Source organism: Psychrobacter sp. GTC18467 (assembly GCF_055397455.1).
The window spans coordinates 551568-567406 of the sequence record NZ_AP038920.1 but is presented as its reverse complement, the minus strand read 5'-3'; the positions used below and the strand labels follow the sequence as shown (position 1 = coordinate 567406).

17 protein-coding genes and 2 tRNA genes are annotated in these 15839 nt (G+C 39.5%); 6 read left to right on the top strand and 13 right to left on the bottom strand.

Annotated features, from left to right (window positions below; translation table 11 throughout):
- Nucleotides 1-39: 39 nt before the first annotated feature.
- Nucleotides 40-801: a hypothetical protein gene (locus ACZ5XY_RS02345; protein WP_464742607.1), complete on the bottom strand. Its 762-nt coding sequence runs from the start codon at nucleotides 799-801 to the stop codon at nucleotides 40-42.
- 154 nt (nucleotides 802-955) lie between these two features.
- Nucleotides 956-1276: a YcgL domain-containing protein gene (locus ACZ5XY_RS02340; protein ID WP_464742605.1), complete on the bottom strand. Its 321-nt coding sequence runs from the start codon at nucleotides 1274-1276 to the stop codon at nucleotides 956-958.
- A gap of 250 nt (nucleotides 1277-1526) precedes the next feature.
- Here ACZ5XY_RS02340 and ACZ5XY_RS02335 point away from each other — a divergent pair, with 250 nt between their 5' ends.
- Nucleotides 1527-1943 carry a hypothetical protein gene (locus tag ACZ5XY_RS02335; protein ID WP_464742603.1) on the top strand — a complete coding sequence of 139 codons (417 nt, stop codon included), beginning with the start codon at nucleotides 1527-1529 and terminating at the stop codon, nucleotides 1941-1943.
- Nucleotides 1944-2408: 465 nt separating this feature from the next.
- On the opposite strand, the gene ACZ5XY_RS02330 is transcribed toward ACZ5XY_RS02335, so the two are convergent.
- Nucleotides 2409-4073: a 2-isopropylmalate synthase gene (locus tag ACZ5XY_RS02330; RefSeq protein WP_464742601.1), complete on the bottom strand. Its 1665-nt coding sequence runs from the start codon at nucleotides 4071-4073 to the stop codon at nucleotides 2409-2411.
- 101 nt (nucleotides 4074-4174) lie between these two features.
- Here ACZ5XY_RS02330 and ACZ5XY_RS02325 point away from each other — a divergent pair, with 101 nt between their 5' ends.
- From ACZ5XY_RS02325 to ACZ5XY_RS02315, 3 genes are read left to right on the top strand one after another with little or no spacing between them, the layout of a single operon-like run.
- Nucleotides 4175-4924, top strand: a complete 750-nt coding sequence (locus ACZ5XY_RS02325) for an AraC family transcriptional regulator (RefSeq protein ID WP_464742599.1) — start codon at nucleotides 4175-4177, stop codon at nucleotides 4922-4924.
- Nucleotides 4925-4968: 44 nt separating this feature from the next.
- A complete protein-coding gene (locus ACZ5XY_RS02320) occupies nucleotides 4969-5307 on the top strand; it encodes an IS630 transposase-related protein (protein ID WP_464741096.1) in 339 nt (112 codons plus the stop codon).
- On the top strand, nucleotides 5294-5818 hold the full coding sequence (locus tag ACZ5XY_RS02315) for an IS630 family transposase (protein WP_464741094.1): 525 nt from the start codon (nucleotides 5294-5296) through the stop codon (nucleotides 5816-5818). Before ACZ5XY_RS02320 ends, ACZ5XY_RS02315 begins: the two co-directional genes overlap by 14 nt.
- A gap of 154 nt (nucleotides 5819-5972) precedes the next feature.
- Here the strand turns inward: ACZ5XY_RS02315 and ACZ5XY_RS02310 are convergent, their stop codons facing one another.
- The 8 genes from ACZ5XY_RS02310 to ACZ5XY_RS02275 all read right to left on the bottom strand — a co-directional run bounded on the left by ACZ5XY_RS02310 (nucleotide 5973) and on the right by ACZ5XY_RS02275 (nucleotide 11741).
- On the bottom strand, nucleotides 5973-6557 hold the full coding sequence (locus ACZ5XY_RS02310; RefSeq protein ID WP_464742597.1) for an HAD-IB family hydrolase: 585 nt from the start codon (nucleotides 6555-6557) through the stop codon (nucleotides 5973-5975).
- 129 nt (nucleotides 6558-6686) lie between these two features.
- Nucleotides 6687-6941 (bottom strand): DUF6196 family protein, encoded by a 255-nt coding sequence (locus ACZ5XY_RS02305; protein ID WP_464742595.1) that lies wholly within the window; start codon nucleotides 6939-6941, stop codon nucleotides 6687-6689.
- Nucleotides 6931-7563 carry an FMN-binding negative transcriptional regulator gene (locus ACZ5XY_RS02300; protein WP_464742593.1) on the bottom strand — a complete coding sequence of 211 codons (633 nt, stop codon included), beginning with the start codon at nucleotides 7561-7563 and terminating at the stop codon, nucleotides 6931-6933. The genes ACZ5XY_RS02305 and ACZ5XY_RS02300 overlap by 11 nt, the downstream gene beginning before the upstream one ends.
- Before the next feature lie 99 nt (nucleotides 7564-7662).
- Complete coding sequence (locus ACZ5XY_RS02295) at nucleotides 7663-8391, bottom strand: aspartate/glutamate racemase family protein (RefSeq protein WP_464742591.1); 729 nt, start codon at nucleotides 8389-8391, stop codon at nucleotides 7663-7665.
- Nucleotides 8392-8524: 133 nt separating this feature from the next.
- A complete protein-coding gene (locus tag ACZ5XY_RS02290; protein ID WP_464742589.1) occupies nucleotides 8525-9331 on the bottom strand; it encodes a PhzF family phenazine biosynthesis protein in 807 nt (268 codons plus the stop codon).
- 34 nt (nucleotides 9332-9365) lie between these two features.
- A complete protein-coding gene (locus ACZ5XY_RS02285; protein WP_464742587.1) occupies nucleotides 9366-9905 on the bottom strand; it encodes a TetR/AcrR family transcriptional regulator in 540 nt (179 codons plus the stop codon).
- 192 nt (nucleotides 9906-10097) lie between these two features.
- Nucleotides 10098-10712 (bottom strand): bifunctional phosphoserine phosphatase/homoserine phosphotransferase ThrH, encoded by a 615-nt coding sequence (gene thrH, locus ACZ5XY_RS02280; protein WP_464742585.1) that lies wholly within the window; start codon nucleotides 10710-10712, stop codon nucleotides 10098-10100.
- Nucleotides 10713-10784: 72 nt separating this feature from the next.
- Nucleotides 10785-11741 (bottom strand): EamA family transporter, encoded by a 957-nt coding sequence (locus tag ACZ5XY_RS02275; protein ID WP_464742583.1) that lies wholly within the window; start codon nucleotides 11739-11741, stop codon nucleotides 10785-10787.
- A gap of 296 nt (nucleotides 11742-12037) precedes the next feature.
- On the opposite strand from ACZ5XY_RS02275, the gene ACZ5XY_RS02270 reads away from it, so the two are divergent.
- Nucleotides 12038-13441: an aminotransferase-like domain-containing protein gene (locus ACZ5XY_RS02270; protein ID WP_464742581.1), complete on the top strand. Its 1404-nt coding sequence runs from the start codon at nucleotides 12038-12040 to the stop codon at nucleotides 13439-13441.
- A 122-nt stretch (nucleotides 13442-13563) separates the two neighbouring features.
- Nucleotides 13564-15300 (top strand): ABC transporter ATP-binding protein, encoded by a 1737-nt coding sequence (locus ACZ5XY_RS02265; RefSeq protein WP_464742579.1) that lies wholly within the window; start codon nucleotides 13564-13566, stop codon nucleotides 15298-15300.
- Nucleotides 15301-15581: 281 nt separating this feature from the next.
- On the opposite strand, the gene ACZ5XY_RS02260 is transcribed toward ACZ5XY_RS02265, so the two are convergent.
- Both ACZ5XY_RS02260 and ACZ5XY_RS02255 read right to left on the bottom strand, forming a co-directional pair.
- Nucleotides 15582-15658: transfer RNA gene (locus ACZ5XY_RS02260), tRNA-Asp, on the bottom strand.
- Between the two features lie 47 nt (nucleotides 15659-15705).
- Nucleotides 15706-15781 (bottom strand) — tRNA-Val (locus tag ACZ5XY_RS02255).
- Nucleotides 15782-15839: the final 58 nt, after the last annotated feature.

Here is a 15839-nt window from a genome sequence, read left to right as displayed (position 1 = left end):
TTTGCTTAATGACTCAGTTTAATAAAAGGTCATAAGCTACTATTTTTTAGTTATCTCGACGCTGTCGGATTTAGATAATGGCTTTTTGATGTCTGCTGTTTCAGCAAGGTCTTTTTTCGCCATTTCAACGTTCATTTGCTCTTTTTTTAATTCAGCGGCTTGAGATTCTTGTTTTGCATTCAACTCTGCTTTTTTGTCATGACTTTTAATGGAAGCTGACTCAGTGGCTGAGCTTACGGCGGTTTTAGTTCTGGTGATGGGAAATTTAGAGAGCAATCCTGTGTCTTTTGAATGATTATAGCGTGCTAAATAATTTCCTAGCCATAGATTCATCGTAGATTTAGCATCTTCGCTACTGCGGATTCGGGCGGTAGCGAGACTTGATTCAAATGCCCCGCGAATCAGCTGCCAAATAAAACCGATAAACATACCAACGACCAATACTACTAAGATAGGGATGGCGCTATCGATTGCTAATGCCGTGTCTTTCATCATAAGGGCATAAACCACACTGATGCTGGCAGGGGCGAGCATACTAGGATCCCCAAGCGCTGAGCCGGGGGTAAGTAGAATCGCAAAAATCATGATCCAAGTCATACCGCCAAGAGGTTTTGGCATGATCCGAGCCACCAGTGTCCAAAGCGCAAGAACGATAATTGAACCGCCAACATAAGAATACATGGGCAAATCATCAGGTGGAACCCCTTTGACCATCTGACTCCACCAGATGACTATTTCGCCCAAAATATCGCTGATTGTATCAAGCGGTAAGCTTTGTAAAATACTTTTTAACCAATCCATGCGTGTTTAGCTACCTACTGTTATTCATTGCTCGCGGCGATTTTTGACCGGTTGCCACTTGTAAGCCGCTAGTTTATCACGACTTTTGCGCAAAATGTATTTTGCTTTGTGTATCTTAGCCTCGACTTTTTGGCAGATTACCGTTGACTCTCGTTCAATCGTATTTTTTATCTTGAGCCTCACGGGCGCGCAGCTCAGCTTGTCGGCGCAAGACGTCAGGTGGCGGCAGTTGAACAAAGTAGCCTTGAGTAGCAAGCTTTTCAAGGACTTCGGCTTTATCAACCCGCGCAAGTTTTGGTGTGGTGTTCAAATCCAAATGCATGACAAACTTTGCCGTACCAAGTGTTTTTCGCAGGTCTTGCGGTAATACGCCAAGCCAGTCTTTTAATTCGTCGGTATCATTTGGATAGTCAGGGCGGGCGATATAGACGTACATATCATCATGGCGCGGGAATTTATAGACATCGCAGTGCATAGGGTTACCTGAAGCTCAGAAATTCATGACAGTATAAAAAAATAATGCTAAAACTACAATTTATGGTGACTGTTTTCACTGCTTTCATTACCAGTTATTTATCTAAAAACAAGCTATTTTGGCAGTTTAACGATATTATTGTTATAAATGGTACAGCGCCCTTTGTTTACTTTCCGACTGTGTTTTATTGATAGTTATAAAGCTAATCTTGAGTTTGCAACAGAATAAAATCGTGAATGAGAAAATAGAAATGATAAAATCTGTCATTCAAGAAGAAGCAACCGGCTGCGGCATTGCGTCAGTTGCCAATATCGCCGGTAAAAGCTATTCGGAAATGAAATCGATTGCTAATGATTTGGGAGTTTACGCTTCTGATAAATCGCTTTGGTCAGACACGCAGTATGTCCGCAAGCTGTTAGCTTATTTAGGGTTTCAAGCTTCCCATAGCGAGATAGCATTTAAGTCTTGGGAGGCGCTACCAAATTTAGCATTATTAGCGATTAAGCATCACGTAGATGATGGTGTTAGCTTTTGGCATTGGGTCGTTTTTAAGCGTATCGATGGTCAGTCTTTTGTTTTAGATTCTGCCAGTTATTTGCCATTGAACGAGCGCCAAGATTTTGAAGCCATGCAGCCGAAGTGGTATATCAAGGTCAATAAAGCTTAATATATAAAATCTAAGCACAAAAAAACCTCAAGCAAATCATTACTTGAGGTTGAAACTTTTGCACTTAAATTAAAAGCTAACTAAGTTTTAAATATGGCGCAGCGGACGGGACTCGAACCCGCGACCCCCGGCGTGACAGGCTAGACCCGCAAGATTTCATTAATATATCTTAAGCTACTTTAACCTACAAAGCTTTACGTGTAAAGGTGTACGGGATAAAATATTAAATGACATTTAGCACAATTTAAAGTTATTTTCCAAGCTAAATACCCTAATTTTGGTCACTAATGTAGTATAAAAATTATGCATTTATTAGTATATATTTTATACGATTTATTCTAAATAGAGGTATTTAGAAGAGCTTTAATATACTTTCTAACTCTCCAAAAATTGTACCGCATCGCCAAAAGTAGTTGCCTAGAAGATGATGAACGTTTCTTCTCCCCCCCCCCTAAGCAAACTTCACTAATTTAATTTATCAATCCGCGCCAAACCACTCAAAACCGCAAGGATAGCTGCCGTGGTACTGTTGGTATGAATACCTACACCAAAATAGGTGCCTGGTAGATCAGCGACCGACAACTCAATCATAGCAATAGCTTCGGCATCATTGCCTTTACCTAAATTGCGTTCTTCATACGACATCACAGATGCTTTCATAGATAGAGCATTCAAAGTTGCGGCAATAGGACCATTTCCGTGACCCTTCACCTGCCGATACTTACCTTGCGCAGACTTTAAGTTGAGTACAATTTCTTGAGATGATGAGGTTTCAAACAATGAATGTCGCTGATAACCATAGATGCCTGAAGACAATTCAGGGTGTAGATATGTTTGAGTAAACAACTCCCAAAGCTGCTGACCTGTCAGCTCAGCTTCAGCACTGTCGGCTTGTTTTTGTACGATTGAGCTAAATTCAACTTGCATCCGGCGCGGCATTTGAATGTCATAGTCTTGCTCCAATAAATAGGCAATACCTCCTTTACCTGACTGGCTATTCACGCGAACAATACCATCATACGTACGCCCTATATCTTTAGGATCAATAGGTAGGTACGGCACGCGCCATGGCGCATCGTCTTTTTGTTGTTTAAAACCTTTAGCTATCGCATCTTGATGAGATCCTGAAAATGCGGTAAATACTAAATCCCCAGCATAAGGATGACGGGGGTGTAGCGCAATTGCCGTACATTCCTCAACTGCTAATGCTAAGCCTGAAATGTCAGAAAAATCTAAATTTGGATGAACACCTTGGGAATACATATTTAATGCAATCGTCACCAAATCTAAATTACCACTACGTTCACCATTACCAAACAAACAACCTTCCACACGATCTGCACCTGCAAGTAAAGCTTGCTCAGCACAAGCCACTCCAGTGCCGCGATCGTTGTGAGGATGAACGGATAAAATAACTTGCTGGCGTCGCTTTAGATGTCTATGCATCCACTCAATTTGATCTGCAAATACATTTGCTGTGCTGACCTCAACGGTAGTGGGCAAATTTATAATCATGGTTTGAGTATCATTTTCGAGCCACTCATCCATTGCGGCATGACACATTTGCAAAGACACCTCTAATTCTGCCATGCAAAACGTCTCGGGTGAATACTGCAATACCCATTCTGTTTCTGGAAAATCAGTGACGCGCTTTTTTAAATAGCTGACATGATCGCGCACTAACTGCTCAATTTGATCGACAGATAAGTTAAAAACTATCTCACGCCAAGCTGGCGCAATGGCATTATATAAATGAACAATCACCCGCCGAGCGCCGCGCATACTCTCAACCGTGCGATCGATTAAATCATGACGTAATTGCGTCATCACCATAGGGGTCACATCACTAGGGATTAGATCTTGCTCAATCAACTGACGGCAAAGATCAAAATCAATTTGTGAGGCGGCAGGAAAGCCTATCTCTATTTCTTTAAAGCCCACTTGCACCAGTTTTTGGAACAACCGGTGCTTTTTAGCAAGGTTCATCGGTTCAAATAACGCCTGATTGCCATCTCTTAAGTCAGTAGATAACCAGATTGGCGCCTTTTTAATCGTCTGATCCGGCCAGTGGCGATCTGTAAGTTGGACACGTAGATAGGCAATATATTTGTGGCTTGGGTCAATTAACATAACAAACGCTCTAATAATCAAGAATAGATTGATATAGTAGACGCTTATATAATTGACTTACTATCTATAATAGAGCTAAATATGTAGAGAAAAAGACAATCATGAGCAAAACAATAGAACAATCAGAAAAGTTAAGCCAATTTGAATTCTCGCAACTGCCAGTGCATGGAATAGCTGTAGATTACTCTAAAGGGTACGTTATTGCGCCCCATACTCATAATAATAGCGCCCAACTTTTATATGCTATCTCTGGCACTTTGTTGGTTGAAACCGCTGCTGGAAGGTGGCTGATCCCACCAAATCGTGCAGTTTGGCTCGCGGCTCAAGAAGAGCATACTGTGGTGATGCGAAGTCATACTAAAGTACGTAGTTTATTCATTAAAACGGACGCTATCTGTACAGAGATGCCTAATACGAGCTACGTTATTAATGTTTCACCTCTTCTTAAAGAGCTGATATTAGAAACAACGTTACTTCCCGTTGATTATCAAAATGATAATTATGCCACTTTGTTAGTAAATTTACTGTTAGAAGCGCTAAAACGGCAAACGTCTTTGAACTTACTTCTTCCTTGGCCTAAGGACGCTCGTTATCATAATATTTGTGAGTATTTGATTCATCACCCTACCGATTCACGGTCTATCCCTAAATGGGCAAACGAGCTTCATATCTCAGCAAAAACTTTTGAACGTCAATTTGTAAAATTAACAGGTATTTCTTTTGGGAAATGGCGACAACAAGCGCGATTGCTTTATTCGTTAGAGGCGCTTAGTGAAGGGCTGCCTATCACTCATATTGCCTTTCAGTTCGGCTATAGCAGTCACAGTGCTTATATAGCCAAATCACCCTAAAAATGTTATAAAATAAAACATCTTAACTAACACCTCAATGAATCATGACCTATTCCTTAGACTTTCGCAAACAAGTGCTTAAAAGCTTAGATAAAGGCATGACCTTTGCTGAAGCTGCCGTATTTTATGACATCAGCCCGACCACCATTCAAAAGTGGAAGAAGCGGCTTCACAGTAAAACCACTCGCAATGTCACCGCGCGAAAGATACCCGATGATGCGTTGCGTAAAGACGTTGAAGACTATCCCGACAGCTATCATTACGAACGTGCTGCCCGCTTGAACTGCAGTGCCTCAGGGATTTGTGAGGCATTAAAGCGCTTGGGAATCAGCAAAAAAAAAGACCTTAGAACACCCAAACGCTTGCCCGATGAAAAGAGCTGAGTTTGAAGCCAAGCTTCAGTGCTTCAAACAGCAAGGCTTTCCCATCGTTTATATGGACGAAAGTGGCTTTGAGCATGAAACGATAAGACCATATGGTTATGCACCGATAGGTAAGCCCTGTATCGACAGCGACAATTGGCAAGGCAAAAAACGTACCAACGTCATCGGAGCTTTATATCAAAAGGCCTTGTTTGCGCTAGAATTCATTGAAAAGAACGTCAATTGGCGGGTGATTTATGACTGGTGCAAGTACAAACTGATTCCAAGCCTTAAAACCAAATGTGTGATTGTTATGGATAACGCCTCCTTTCACAAAAACCGTCGCATTGCCAAACTGCTCAACCGTCATGGTCATCGTATCCTTTGGCTGCCGCCTTACAGTCCTGACTTAAATCTTATCGAAAACAAGTGGGCTCAAGTAAAATTCTTAAGACAAGGTTGGATAGAAAATGACTTATCAAAGCTGTTTTATGACATTCATCCAAACCATAACTCTTTTAAAGTGAACTGACTATACTGCCGCGTTTAAAGATTTTTTTGGTCAATGTCCTTCTGATTTTATACAGAAGACAAGATAATTTTTATGCTTAAACTCATTTATCTTATGGCTATCATAACGTCTGTTATAGGAGTATCTTCTGCTTATTAGCACCGAATAATATGTCTTAAAAATATTGATAGAATGGATAATTAGCAAGTTTAAGCAATTCTTTATCTTCGGAAGTATCACCATATGCATAGATATTTGTGAAATCAGACAAATTATAGGCATTTTCAACTCTTCTTCTTTTTTCGTACGAACTACAATCGTGACCTATAAAATTACCTGTGATAGTGCCTCCAATTGCTTCAACTTCGTTACAAGATAACGCTATATTATGTTGCTTACACCAAGGCACTAAATACAAATCTAATGATGCAGACACGACTCTAATCTCATCGCCTCTATCTTTATGCCAGTTGATTCTATCCATAGCTTGCGGTCTGATTAAACTTGGGATGATATTTTCAGAAAATTCTAAAGCTTTTATTTTTATTTCATTTTCAATCGTGTTTTTAAAAGCGAAATTAAATATTTTATGTCGGATACGTTTGCCACCTATTACGCGAGTTTTATAGGCAATGACTTCTGGAAGTAGTAATAATTTACCTCTTTTTATGCGTTGCTTGTCAGCAGCAAAAAATATAAATTTTGTGAAAGCATCTGTATGCGTGATAGTGCCATCAAAATCAAATAAAGCTAAATTCATTGAAGCTTATTCCTATCATTAGTTTGGTTGATTTAGTCTATAACCTAATAATGGTAATCAAAAAGGCTCTAATAAGTAATATATTAATTGATAATTGTATAGTTAAATATAAAGTAAGATAGCTATGTGCTAACGATTATCTACCAGTTGTTGCACTGCATCAATTACTTCATCGCGTAGTGACCATGGACAGCCCCAGTAGTCAAAAATACCACCGTCGGCACTGTTTTGACTACAGACTACAAAAACACCATTCCCAAACTGGGTTTTGAGATACATAGCAAGCCAACCGACAAAGCCAGAATTATCTGCACCCTCTGGAAAATGAAAACGCCAAATAGCAAAGCGTTCTTTTTTCATGAACAAACTAAGTTTATTTTGCATCTTCAATCAATCTTGCCATCTCATCTGCTTTAGCAGTTTTAAGCTGTTTAAGACCTGCGATAGCACCTAATCTATTATCATCTGTTTTATTTTGGCTCAGCTTAAACTGGGCTTGGACGTCCGTAATATTAATGCGGATTCCGACTATAGCTCCGCACATCGCTTGAATATAAGACTCCGGCGCGTCTTCAAGTGACCAAGGATTTTCTTGACGGGCTTCAAACTCAAAAGTCTGCTTTGATAAGATATCAATGAGCTCATGATGCGCTGTCAGTAAGCTGACGTCACCGCGGATATGCACACTGCGGTAATTCCAAGTGGGGACTTCTTTATGAGTCACCGCCTTACTAGGATACCAATTAGGACTGATATAATGTCCCGAATCTTGAAATATAACCAACCATGGCGTCGTGGTATTATCGTTGTTATTAAGCGGATTGATTTTAGCCATATGACCATACAAGCTGCCAAATTTACTGCCATCATCTTGCCAATACATTGGGATATGGCAAGCTTCTAGCCCGCAAGACGTCTGAGCAATAAGTGTCGCTTGCGGATGCTCTTTAATAAACAACTTAATCTTAGCAAAGTCGTTTTCTTTAAAAGATTGAGGAATAAACATGATTGCTCCAAATGGCTTTGTTACGTACAGAATCGGTCAGGTTCGTGAATAAACAGCGCCTAGTCATTTTGGAGGACTATTAAAAATGTGATCATAAAATCAAATATTCATAAGTAAAAAATCGACCGCGGCGGCTGCATGGATGGCTGTAGTATCAAATATTGGAATAAGACTATCTTCTTGACTAATAAGTAGACCAATCTCAGTGCAGCCTAATATCACACCCTCTGCTCCTTGCATTTCTAAGTCTTTAATGACTTCACTATAGTACTGACGTGAACTGTCAAGCAATTGTCCTTGGCATAGTTCATCATAGATAATACGATGTATCTCTGTTCGTTCTACCTCATTAGGTATCATTACTGTCAAACCTGCATTAATCAAACGTTGCTTATAAAAATCTTGGGTCATCGTAAAATTAGTGCCCAATAACGCAATGTTGTTTAAGCCTTTTTGAGTGATAGCTTGTGCTGTAGCATCAGCAATATGAATTAATGGCAAACCTGTAGCAATTCTCACATTCTCTGCAACTTTATGCATGGTATTGGTGGCTATCATCAACCCTTTTGCACCAGCGGCTTTCAAATCTTTACCGCTATTAGCCAATATATTGCCCATTTCTTCCCACCCATCTTTTGCTTGCAGCTCACTAATTGGTGCGAAATCTAGATTACGAATTATCAAATCTGCTGAATGTAATCCACCAAGTCTAGCCTTTACCCCTTCATTGATTAGACGATAGTAGCTTTCGGTACTTTCCCAACTCATGCCACCGATAATTCCTAAAGTATTTTGTTTTAAGATAAGGTTCTGATTCCCATTAATCATAATATATTTCTACTCATATTAATTTTTAGGTACTATAACGATGGTCATGATAAATAAAAAACATGCTACTTTAATTCATCGAGCTATATTTTAACGTTTAACATATGATGACCTTTATTTAACCTATAAAAAATTAGACATTGATAAACCCTGTTAAATACTGTACAGCGTTACCGGATATAAGAACTCTATCGTCTTTCACGATACATTTAAGTACTCCGCCACGGCTCGACGCCTGATAAGCTATCAGATCATTCTTATTTAAACGCTCTGCCCAAAATGGTGCAAGCCCTGTATGGACTGATCCGGTTACTGGGTCTTCAACTCCACCGTCTGCTGGAACAAAGTATCTAGAAATAAAGTCATAATCTTCATTTTCACAAAGGGATGTTACAACTAGCTTTAAAGGGGCTAGTTGTTTAAGCAACTCATTGTTTCTTTTAACAGTGAGAACATCATTTTCAGAATGATAGATCACAAAGTAGGCTTGATCATTTCGGTAAACTTCTATAGGAGCTATAGACAATCCTTCAAGTAATACACTAGGCACATATTCAACCTTTTTCGGCTTAGTGTTGGGAAAGTCCATTTGAATTTCGCCAGACTCTGTATGGACAACGGTTAACTCCCCAACAGTTTTAGTGAGTAGCCTTATACTTTTTAAATTTGGATTTTTCTTAAATAAAATAAAAGCTGATGCTAAAGTAGCATGACCACAAAAAGCAATTTCAGTCGTCGGAGAGAACCAGCGAATGTGGTAAACCCCTTGTTCATCTGACTCATCGGGAACTAAAAAAGCGGTTTCGGGTAAATTGTTCTCCATTGCAATGGATTGCATTAAGTCTTCGCATAACCAATTGTCAGTGATAATGACGGCGGCTGGATTTCCTTTAAATACGGTATCAGTGAAAGCGTCGACCACATTAATCTCGAGTTGCATTTTATATCCTCAATTATAGGGTACGTAAATCTCATTAATCACAGTTCAAAATTTTTTCAACCAATGCCCACGACTCTACAATCGCCGCATTGTCTCCATATACATTTTCATTCACAGTAGCACCATCTAGAATGATTCTAATTTGCGAAGCTGATAACTCAGTTTTTATATCTTTTAATAAAATAGCGATAGTATTTGTCAACCAAGTTTTATGATCAATAATGATAGTGACTAAAAGCGCATCTTGAGCTAGCTCATCATGAGCTTTGACAAACATACAGCCAAAAAAGTCTTTTTGTTTAAACCAGTTTTCATACCAATCAAATAAACCTTTTAGCTTAGCTATGCCGTTGTCACAGGAATCTAATGACTGCATGATACTGGCTCTAATTAGCTTATCTCGTTCTAACAAGCAGGCTTTAATCAAATCATCCTTAGATGGAAAGTATTTATAAAAGGTCATTTTAGCCACGTTAGAATCATTAATAATCTTGTCTATCCCTACATTAACGAAGCCATATTCGTTGAACAGCTTTATGGCAGTATTCAAGATATCTTCTTTTTTCTTTGACATACGCTTATAACGCCTATTTTACGAATGATTTATAACTCATTATAGACCATTTAATAATAGATGTATACAGACCTGTATGTATAAATCAGCTATAAAATTTTTAGAAGATAAACCCGAATGAACACTATCGCTAGCATCAGCAATCAAAATCGAAGATATCCGGATGATTGTATTCATCCTTAGCTTATTAGATTAGTGATTATGACACCAGTTCTCTTGATTAATGAAATACTCCAATTCCTTGTAGTCTTTGCAGGCGGGAATATCGGGTCGCAACGCTGAAATGTGTTTTGGCGCATGAATAAAAGCACTGCGATTTGCAACGTCTAGCATACCAATATCATTGAAACTATCACCTGCTGCAAAAATCTCAAAACCAAGTTTTTGAAAGGCTTGTACACATTTCGGTTTTTGGTCAATGAGTCTGGGTTGCCAACCTTGTACTGTTCCATCTTCTGCACGAATTAAATTATGGCAATATATTGCAGGCATACTTAGTTTCACGCTAAGTGGTTGCAGAAATTCATAATAAGAATCAGAGACTAGCGAGACTTGATAGCGTTGTCGTAACCGTAACAAGAACTCTGCTGCACCAGGTAGAGGATCAATACGAGTGGCACAAGCAATCAGATCGTCAAATCTTATGCCTTCAGCATTTAAAGCAGTAATTCGGTCAGCCATAAGTTTGTTATAATCTGGCTCATCGCGAGTAGTAAGTTTAAGAGAAGCAATTCCAGTTTCTGCTGCAATCGCTTGCCAAACTTCGGGAAACAAAACACCTTCGACGTCAAGACATATCATTTTCATATAAGTTTCCTTATTTAATAAACTGAATAAATAGATTTTATTTGAGCTCATCATAAAATTATCTAGATGATCTTATGGGTGAGCCAGTTTTTTAGCGCGGCTGATTTTCACATTTGCCAGTACCAAACCTGATAAAATGAACACCATTGCCAGCATCTTCCACCACGTTACGCTCTCCCCAAGTAGCAGCACCGAGGTGATCATTCCAAATATCGGCACAAGTAAAGCAAATGGCACAACCTTGGACGCTGTATTTTGAGCCAATAAATGCGCCCAAAGTCCAAATCCTATTAAGGTTGAGATATAAACAATAAAGCCAAGCGACAACCAAGACTTAAGCGAAGCTTGCGTAAACGTTGCCAATTGCCAAGCCTCAGTTTCAAAGATAAAAGAAGATAGCATTAAAATTACGCAGGCAATCAGTCCGCCCCAAACCACCAGTGATAGAGCAGATAATGCCGATGCTTTAGTTTTATTATCAGTAGTTGAAACCGTCGATACATTAGGATTTTGCAGCGATGCTTGTTTGGTAGGTTGCTTTGATATTTGCTTTGAGGCAATGTTGCCAAAGCTCCAACCAATAGCCGCAATCAAAATACAAATAAAGCCCGTCAGCGGCATGTCGCCACCAAGATTAAGCGTAATGGTCGTCAATCCTAAAATGCCAAATACCATTCCGGCAATCTGCAAACGGCTTACGGTCTCGCCCAGCATGAAATAGGCCAAAAGTACCGTGATAAAAATCTGAATCTGCAATAGCAGTGCGGTAAGCCCAGCCGACGCGCCTAGATGCATCGCTGTGAAAACAAAAGCGTACTGCATGACAAAGGTGCCAATGGCATAGATGAATAGCGTCCGATTAAACTTAGGCGGCTTTAAGAAAAAAACCAATGGCACAGCCGTAAAGAAAAATCGCATTGCTGTCAGCATCAGTGGCGGAAAGCTTTCAAGTCCCCAAGCGATAAATGAAAAGTTTACACCCCAAATAAAGGTCACTAAGATAGCTAATGCCGTTTGTAAAGGCGTCATATGGTTATCCTGATTTCTTATGATTGATGAACGCGTTAAGCGTGTTGTTTTTTAGCTCACTTAAACGCTTTAGCATTAAAATTGGCATGGTAGGTAGAATTAGTGCTGACGGTGTATTGCTTTTAAACCCCATTATTTTTCACCTTGATCGTTTTGACAGTTATAAACAATTCAAACTATAATTTAATTGACCATGACAGTACCTATACATTTTTGCTTCTAGCAAACAATCTGTATCGTTGCTTTTACCATGACGGTTCAACCAATCATTAATTTTAATAAAAAACAGGTTTTTTATGGACAGCAGCTATCGCTTGAATCCTAATCTAACGAAAACCGCCGCCGTCGCTGAATGGCTTCAGCAGCGCATCGATTGGCAAATTTATTTGCCTAATCAGCGCGTGCCATCGGTCAGAAAATTGGCAAAATTATTAAATATTTCAAGCTTTACAGTCGCTCAGGCCTATGAGCAATTGGTCGCAACCAATATCTTGATTGCCAAACCCAGCTCAGGCTACTATGTCAATGCGGCTTTAAGATCGAGCCACCAATACGCTAAAAATGAGCGCATAAATAAGTATCCAGTCATAGATACACGTTGGCTATTACAAGTCCTTAACAACACTCCGCATCACCTTTCACCAGGCTCAGGAACGCTACCAAACGATTGGGTGCGCAATGACAAAATGGAATGGGCAATCCGGCAGGTTACCCAGCAAGCTGACGACTTTATTTATAACTACGGAAATATCCAAGGTTATTTGCCGCTGCGTCAGCAGTTTGCACAGCATTTAAATACACTAGGGCTGCAAACCTGTGCTGACAACATTGTGACCACCGCCGGCGTCTCGCAATCGGTGACGATGGTCAGTCAGCTGCTTACCCAAGCTGGTGACACGGTGTTGGTAGACAGCCCAGGTTGGTATTGGTTATCCAGCTCCCTGCAGCAGCAAGGCTTAAATGTCATCGCGGTTGATCGCGATCATCAAGGCCCTGATATTGAGCAGTTGCAAAAGATGTTTGCAGCGTATAGACCAAAATTGTATTTAACCAATAGTGTCCTTCATAACCCAACGTCTTATCATTTGCATCCTGCCCGAGCGCATCAAGTGCTTAATTTGATTCATAAATATGACGCTTACATTTTTGAAGATGATTTATATGCCTCGCTGGTGCCAAACGGTCAAGCGCTACGATATGCCAGTCTTGATCAGTTCGAGCGGGTGTTTTATGCCACAGGATTTTCAAAACTGATGGCATCAGGTTGGCGTGTAGGAATGCTCGTTTGCCCTGAAAAATTTATTGATGATGTCATACGCATTAAAATATTAAGTAATTCAAATACGCCAGAACTTGGTGAGCGGGTCGTCCATCGTCTATGGACTCATGGCGAGTATCGACGTCAGATTAAAAAAGTTCAGCAAAACTTATATTTAGCGCATCAAAGACTACGTGAAGCACTACCTAAAATTGGTCTTGAATATCCGGAGCATACGCAGTCAGGGATATTTATTTGGGTGGACACCAAGCAAGATACGGGACAATTAGCATTAGACGCTTATAATGAGGGTTGGCTTGTCGCTCCAGGGCATTTATTTAACCCAGAGGCAAAACCTTCGACCTATCTACGATTGAATGTGTCAACGACAAGCGATGAGTTTTTGGTTTGGCTGGGAGATTATTTAAAGAGTAAGGCGTAAGCTGGGCTGTGTTGTAAATAAAGGATTGGCAATAATAAACGAACGACTTATTCCATATAGCTCAGTTATTTTGCAAAATTACATTAATTCTTATTAAAAATATATGACAAATGAATAAAAAGATGCGACTGTTTTTTAGATCAGTTAAAGAAATTTTTTCTGCTTGCCCTAACTACAATATCGCCATGGCGCTATGTTTATTTGTGGTTGGGATCATGCCAGCGTTAAATGTTTTTGCGACTGGTCAGCTGGTTTCACTTTTTGAAAACGATGATACGAAAAATTCTATCATTTTTGTTATCGCAATTTGGGGCATAAGTTTGTTGTTGCCTACGCTGCTTAATCCTTTTATCAGCTATCTACAATCGCATATCAATCAGCTGGTCACCAATAAAATAATCACGCAATTGATGAAAAAAAATGCCTCTTTTCATGGCTTGCAAGCTTATGAAGATGTAGACATTCAAGATGCGGTCGCCGTTTTAAAAAACCAATCTAAATTTAGACCTACCAATTTCTCAGTGAATTTAGTCACCATCGCCAGAGAGCTGATTACGGTAACCGCGTTATCCTTCATGCTATTTGCAATTAAATGGTGGATTCCTTTCGTTATTTTGCTCGCGGCGATACCATTGTCCTATATCAATTTTAAAGTGGCATCCTTTAGCTGGCAAGCATTGATGACAACCGGAAAGCAAAGCCGACTGATGGACTATTTTTCTTCAATTACTTTTTCAAAAGAGGCTCAAAAAGATATTCATTTGTTTAGGGCATATCCATTACTCATAGATAAATATAGTGAGGCATTTCAAAGCGTTTATAGTGAGCTTAAAAAAGCGCAATTTAATATCTTTATCAAGCCAATACCGTTTCAGCTGATTTCCATTTTTGTGATCGGTTTGGTGTTATTTTCGCTTTATGAGCAAAACAAAGCAGCGACCATTATCGCGTCATCAATCGTTGTGCTGTTACAGTCCATAGTAATCTTAAATAATCGATTGGATGGCTTGATACAGCACAGCGCTTTGCTTTATGAAATACTAGACTATTTTAAAAAGTACTTTTCATTTTTAGACTATTCAGAGGATATTAAAAATGGCGAATTGACAATTGATAAAATACAAACTATTGAGTTTATGAATGTAAGTTTTAAATACCCAAAATCTGAAAACTATATTCTTTATAACCTTAGTTTTTCAGCAAGTCTTGGCGAGTCTATTGCCATTGTTGGTCATAATGGCGCGGGAAAATCAACGCTGGTACATTTAACTTGCAGGTTTTGGGACGTATCAAAAGGTCAAATCTTAATTAACGGTCAGGATATACGCTCATATGATGTTTTGGAGTTGCGAAAATGCATTGGCGCGGTGTTCCAAGATTTTTTTAGATTTAAGTTAACGATTAAAGAAAATATTAGCTTGAGCAAAACAACCTCTTTTAATGATAATAAAATCCAATCTGAGCTTGGATTACCTGCTGATGTTTCGTTAGATACTTTGGTCGGCAAATCATTTGGCGGTATTGAATTTTCAGGAGGTCAGTGGCAAAGATTAGCCATCTTGCGCGGATTGAATGCCAAAACCTCTATGATCCTTTTGGATGAGCCAACCTCAGCCATCGATCCAAAGTCTGAAGCGAAGCTTTATGAGGATTTTAAACTGCTGTCTAAAGGAAAGCTGAGCTTTATGATTACCCACCGATTGGGATCTATCAATGGCGTAGATCGGGTCTTAGTGATTGATAAGGGCGTTTTGGTTCAAGATGGAACTCCTGAAGAATTAAAACGCGTTGATGGGGTTTTTAAAGAATTGTGGGAGTTGCAATCGAGCTTGTATACCACTGACAAGGCTGTTTTTTAAGTTTTATGGCTAATTTGCTAAATGTATAAAAAAGTGCTCGTATTTAACAATTTTGGTCACCAAATGGTCACCGATTTTAAAGAAGCAAACTCCCTGCAATCAAAGTTAGTGTTGACATTGAAAGAAAACTTCAGTGATTCAAACTGACTACCCGAACAAAGAAAATAAAGGTATATAAATCAGGGGTTTACTTAAATTAAAAGCACAAAAAAACCTCAAGCAAATCATTACTTGAGGTCGAAACTTTTGCACTTAATTAAAAGCTAACTAAGTTTTAAATATGGCGCAGCGGACGGGACTCGAACCCGCGACCCCCGGCGTGACAGGCCGGTATTCTAACCAACTGAACTACCGCTGCTTAGGTCGCTTAGCATTTTGTTCTAAAAGAACCCACTTGCTAATAAGTGGTGGGTGATGACGGGCTCGAACCGCCGACATTCTGCGTGTAAGGCAGACGCTCTACCAACTGAGCTAATCACCCGCTCTGTGGGTGTGTATTATATACATTTGCTAAGGCGTGTCAAATATTATTTTAAATT

What these genes read in the sequence shown, in the direction of transcription:
- ACZ5XY_RS02345 (WP_464742607.1), bottom strand. Translation starts at nt 801, where the DNA reads ATGGATTGGTTAAAAAGTATTTTACAAAGCTTACCGCTTGATACAATC.
- ACZ5XY_RS02340 (WP_464742605.1), bottom strand. Translation starts at nt 1,276, where the DNA reads ATGCACTGCGATGTCTATAAATTCCCGCGCCATGATGATATGTACGTC.
- ACZ5XY_RS02335 (WP_464742603.1), top strand. Translation starts at nt 1,527, where the DNA reads ATGATAAAATCTGTCATTCAAGAAGAAGCAACCGGCTGCGGCATTGCG.
- ACZ5XY_RS02330 (WP_464742601.1), bottom strand. Translation starts at nt 4,073, where the DNA reads ATGTTAATTGACCCAAGCCACAAATATATTGCCTATCTACGTGTCCAA.
- ACZ5XY_RS02325 (WP_464742599.1), top strand. Translation starts at nt 4,175, where the DNA reads ATGAGCAAAACAATAGAACAATCAGAAAAGTTAAGCCAATTTGAATTC.
- ACZ5XY_RS02320 (WP_464741096.1), top strand. Translation starts at nt 4,969, where the DNA reads ATGACCTATTCCTTAGACTTTCGCAAACAAGTGCTTAAAAGCTTAGAT.
- ACZ5XY_RS02315 (WP_464741094.1), top strand. Translation starts at nt 5,294, where the DNA reads ATGAAAAGAGCTGAGTTTGAAGCCAAGCTTCAGTGCTTCAAACAGCAA.
- ACZ5XY_RS02310 (WP_464742597.1), bottom strand. Translation starts at nt 6,557, where the DNA reads ATGAATTTAGCTTTATTTGATTTTGATGGCACTATCACGCATACAGAT.
- ACZ5XY_RS02305 (WP_464742595.1), bottom strand. Translation starts at nt 6,941, where the DNA reads ATGCAAAATAAACTTAGTTTGTTCATGAAAAAAGAACGCTTTGCTATT.
- ACZ5XY_RS02300 (WP_464742593.1), bottom strand. Translation starts at nt 7,563, where the DNA reads ATGTTTATTCCTCAATCTTTTAAAGAAAACGACTTTGCTAAGATTAAG.
- ACZ5XY_RS02295 (WP_464742591.1), bottom strand. Translation starts at nt 8,391, where the DNA reads ATGATTAATGGGAATCAGAACCTTATCTTAAAACAAAATACTTTAGGA.
- ACZ5XY_RS02290 (WP_464742589.1), bottom strand. Translation starts at nt 9,331, where the DNA reads ATGCAACTCGAGATTAATGTGGTCGACGCTTTCACTGATACCGTATTT.
- ACZ5XY_RS02285 (WP_464742587.1), bottom strand. Translation starts at nt 9,905, where the DNA reads ATGTCAAAGAAAAAAGAAGATATCTTGAATACTGCCATAAAGCTGTTC.
- thrH (WP_464742585.1), bottom strand. Translation starts at nt 10,712, where the DNA reads ATGAAAATGATATGTCTTGACGTCGAAGGTGTTTTGTTTCCCGAAGTT.
- ACZ5XY_RS02275 (WP_464742583.1), bottom strand. Translation starts at nt 11,741, where the DNA reads ATGACGCCTTTACAAACGGCATTAGCTATCTTAGTGACCTTTATTTGG.
- ACZ5XY_RS02270 (WP_464742581.1), top strand. Translation starts at nt 12,038, where the DNA reads ATGGACAGCAGCTATCGCTTGAATCCTAATCTAACGAAAACCGCCGCC.
- ACZ5XY_RS02265 (WP_464742579.1), top strand. Translation starts at nt 13,564, where the DNA reads ATGCGACTGTTTTTTAGATCAGTTAAAGAAATTTTTTCTGCTTGCCCT.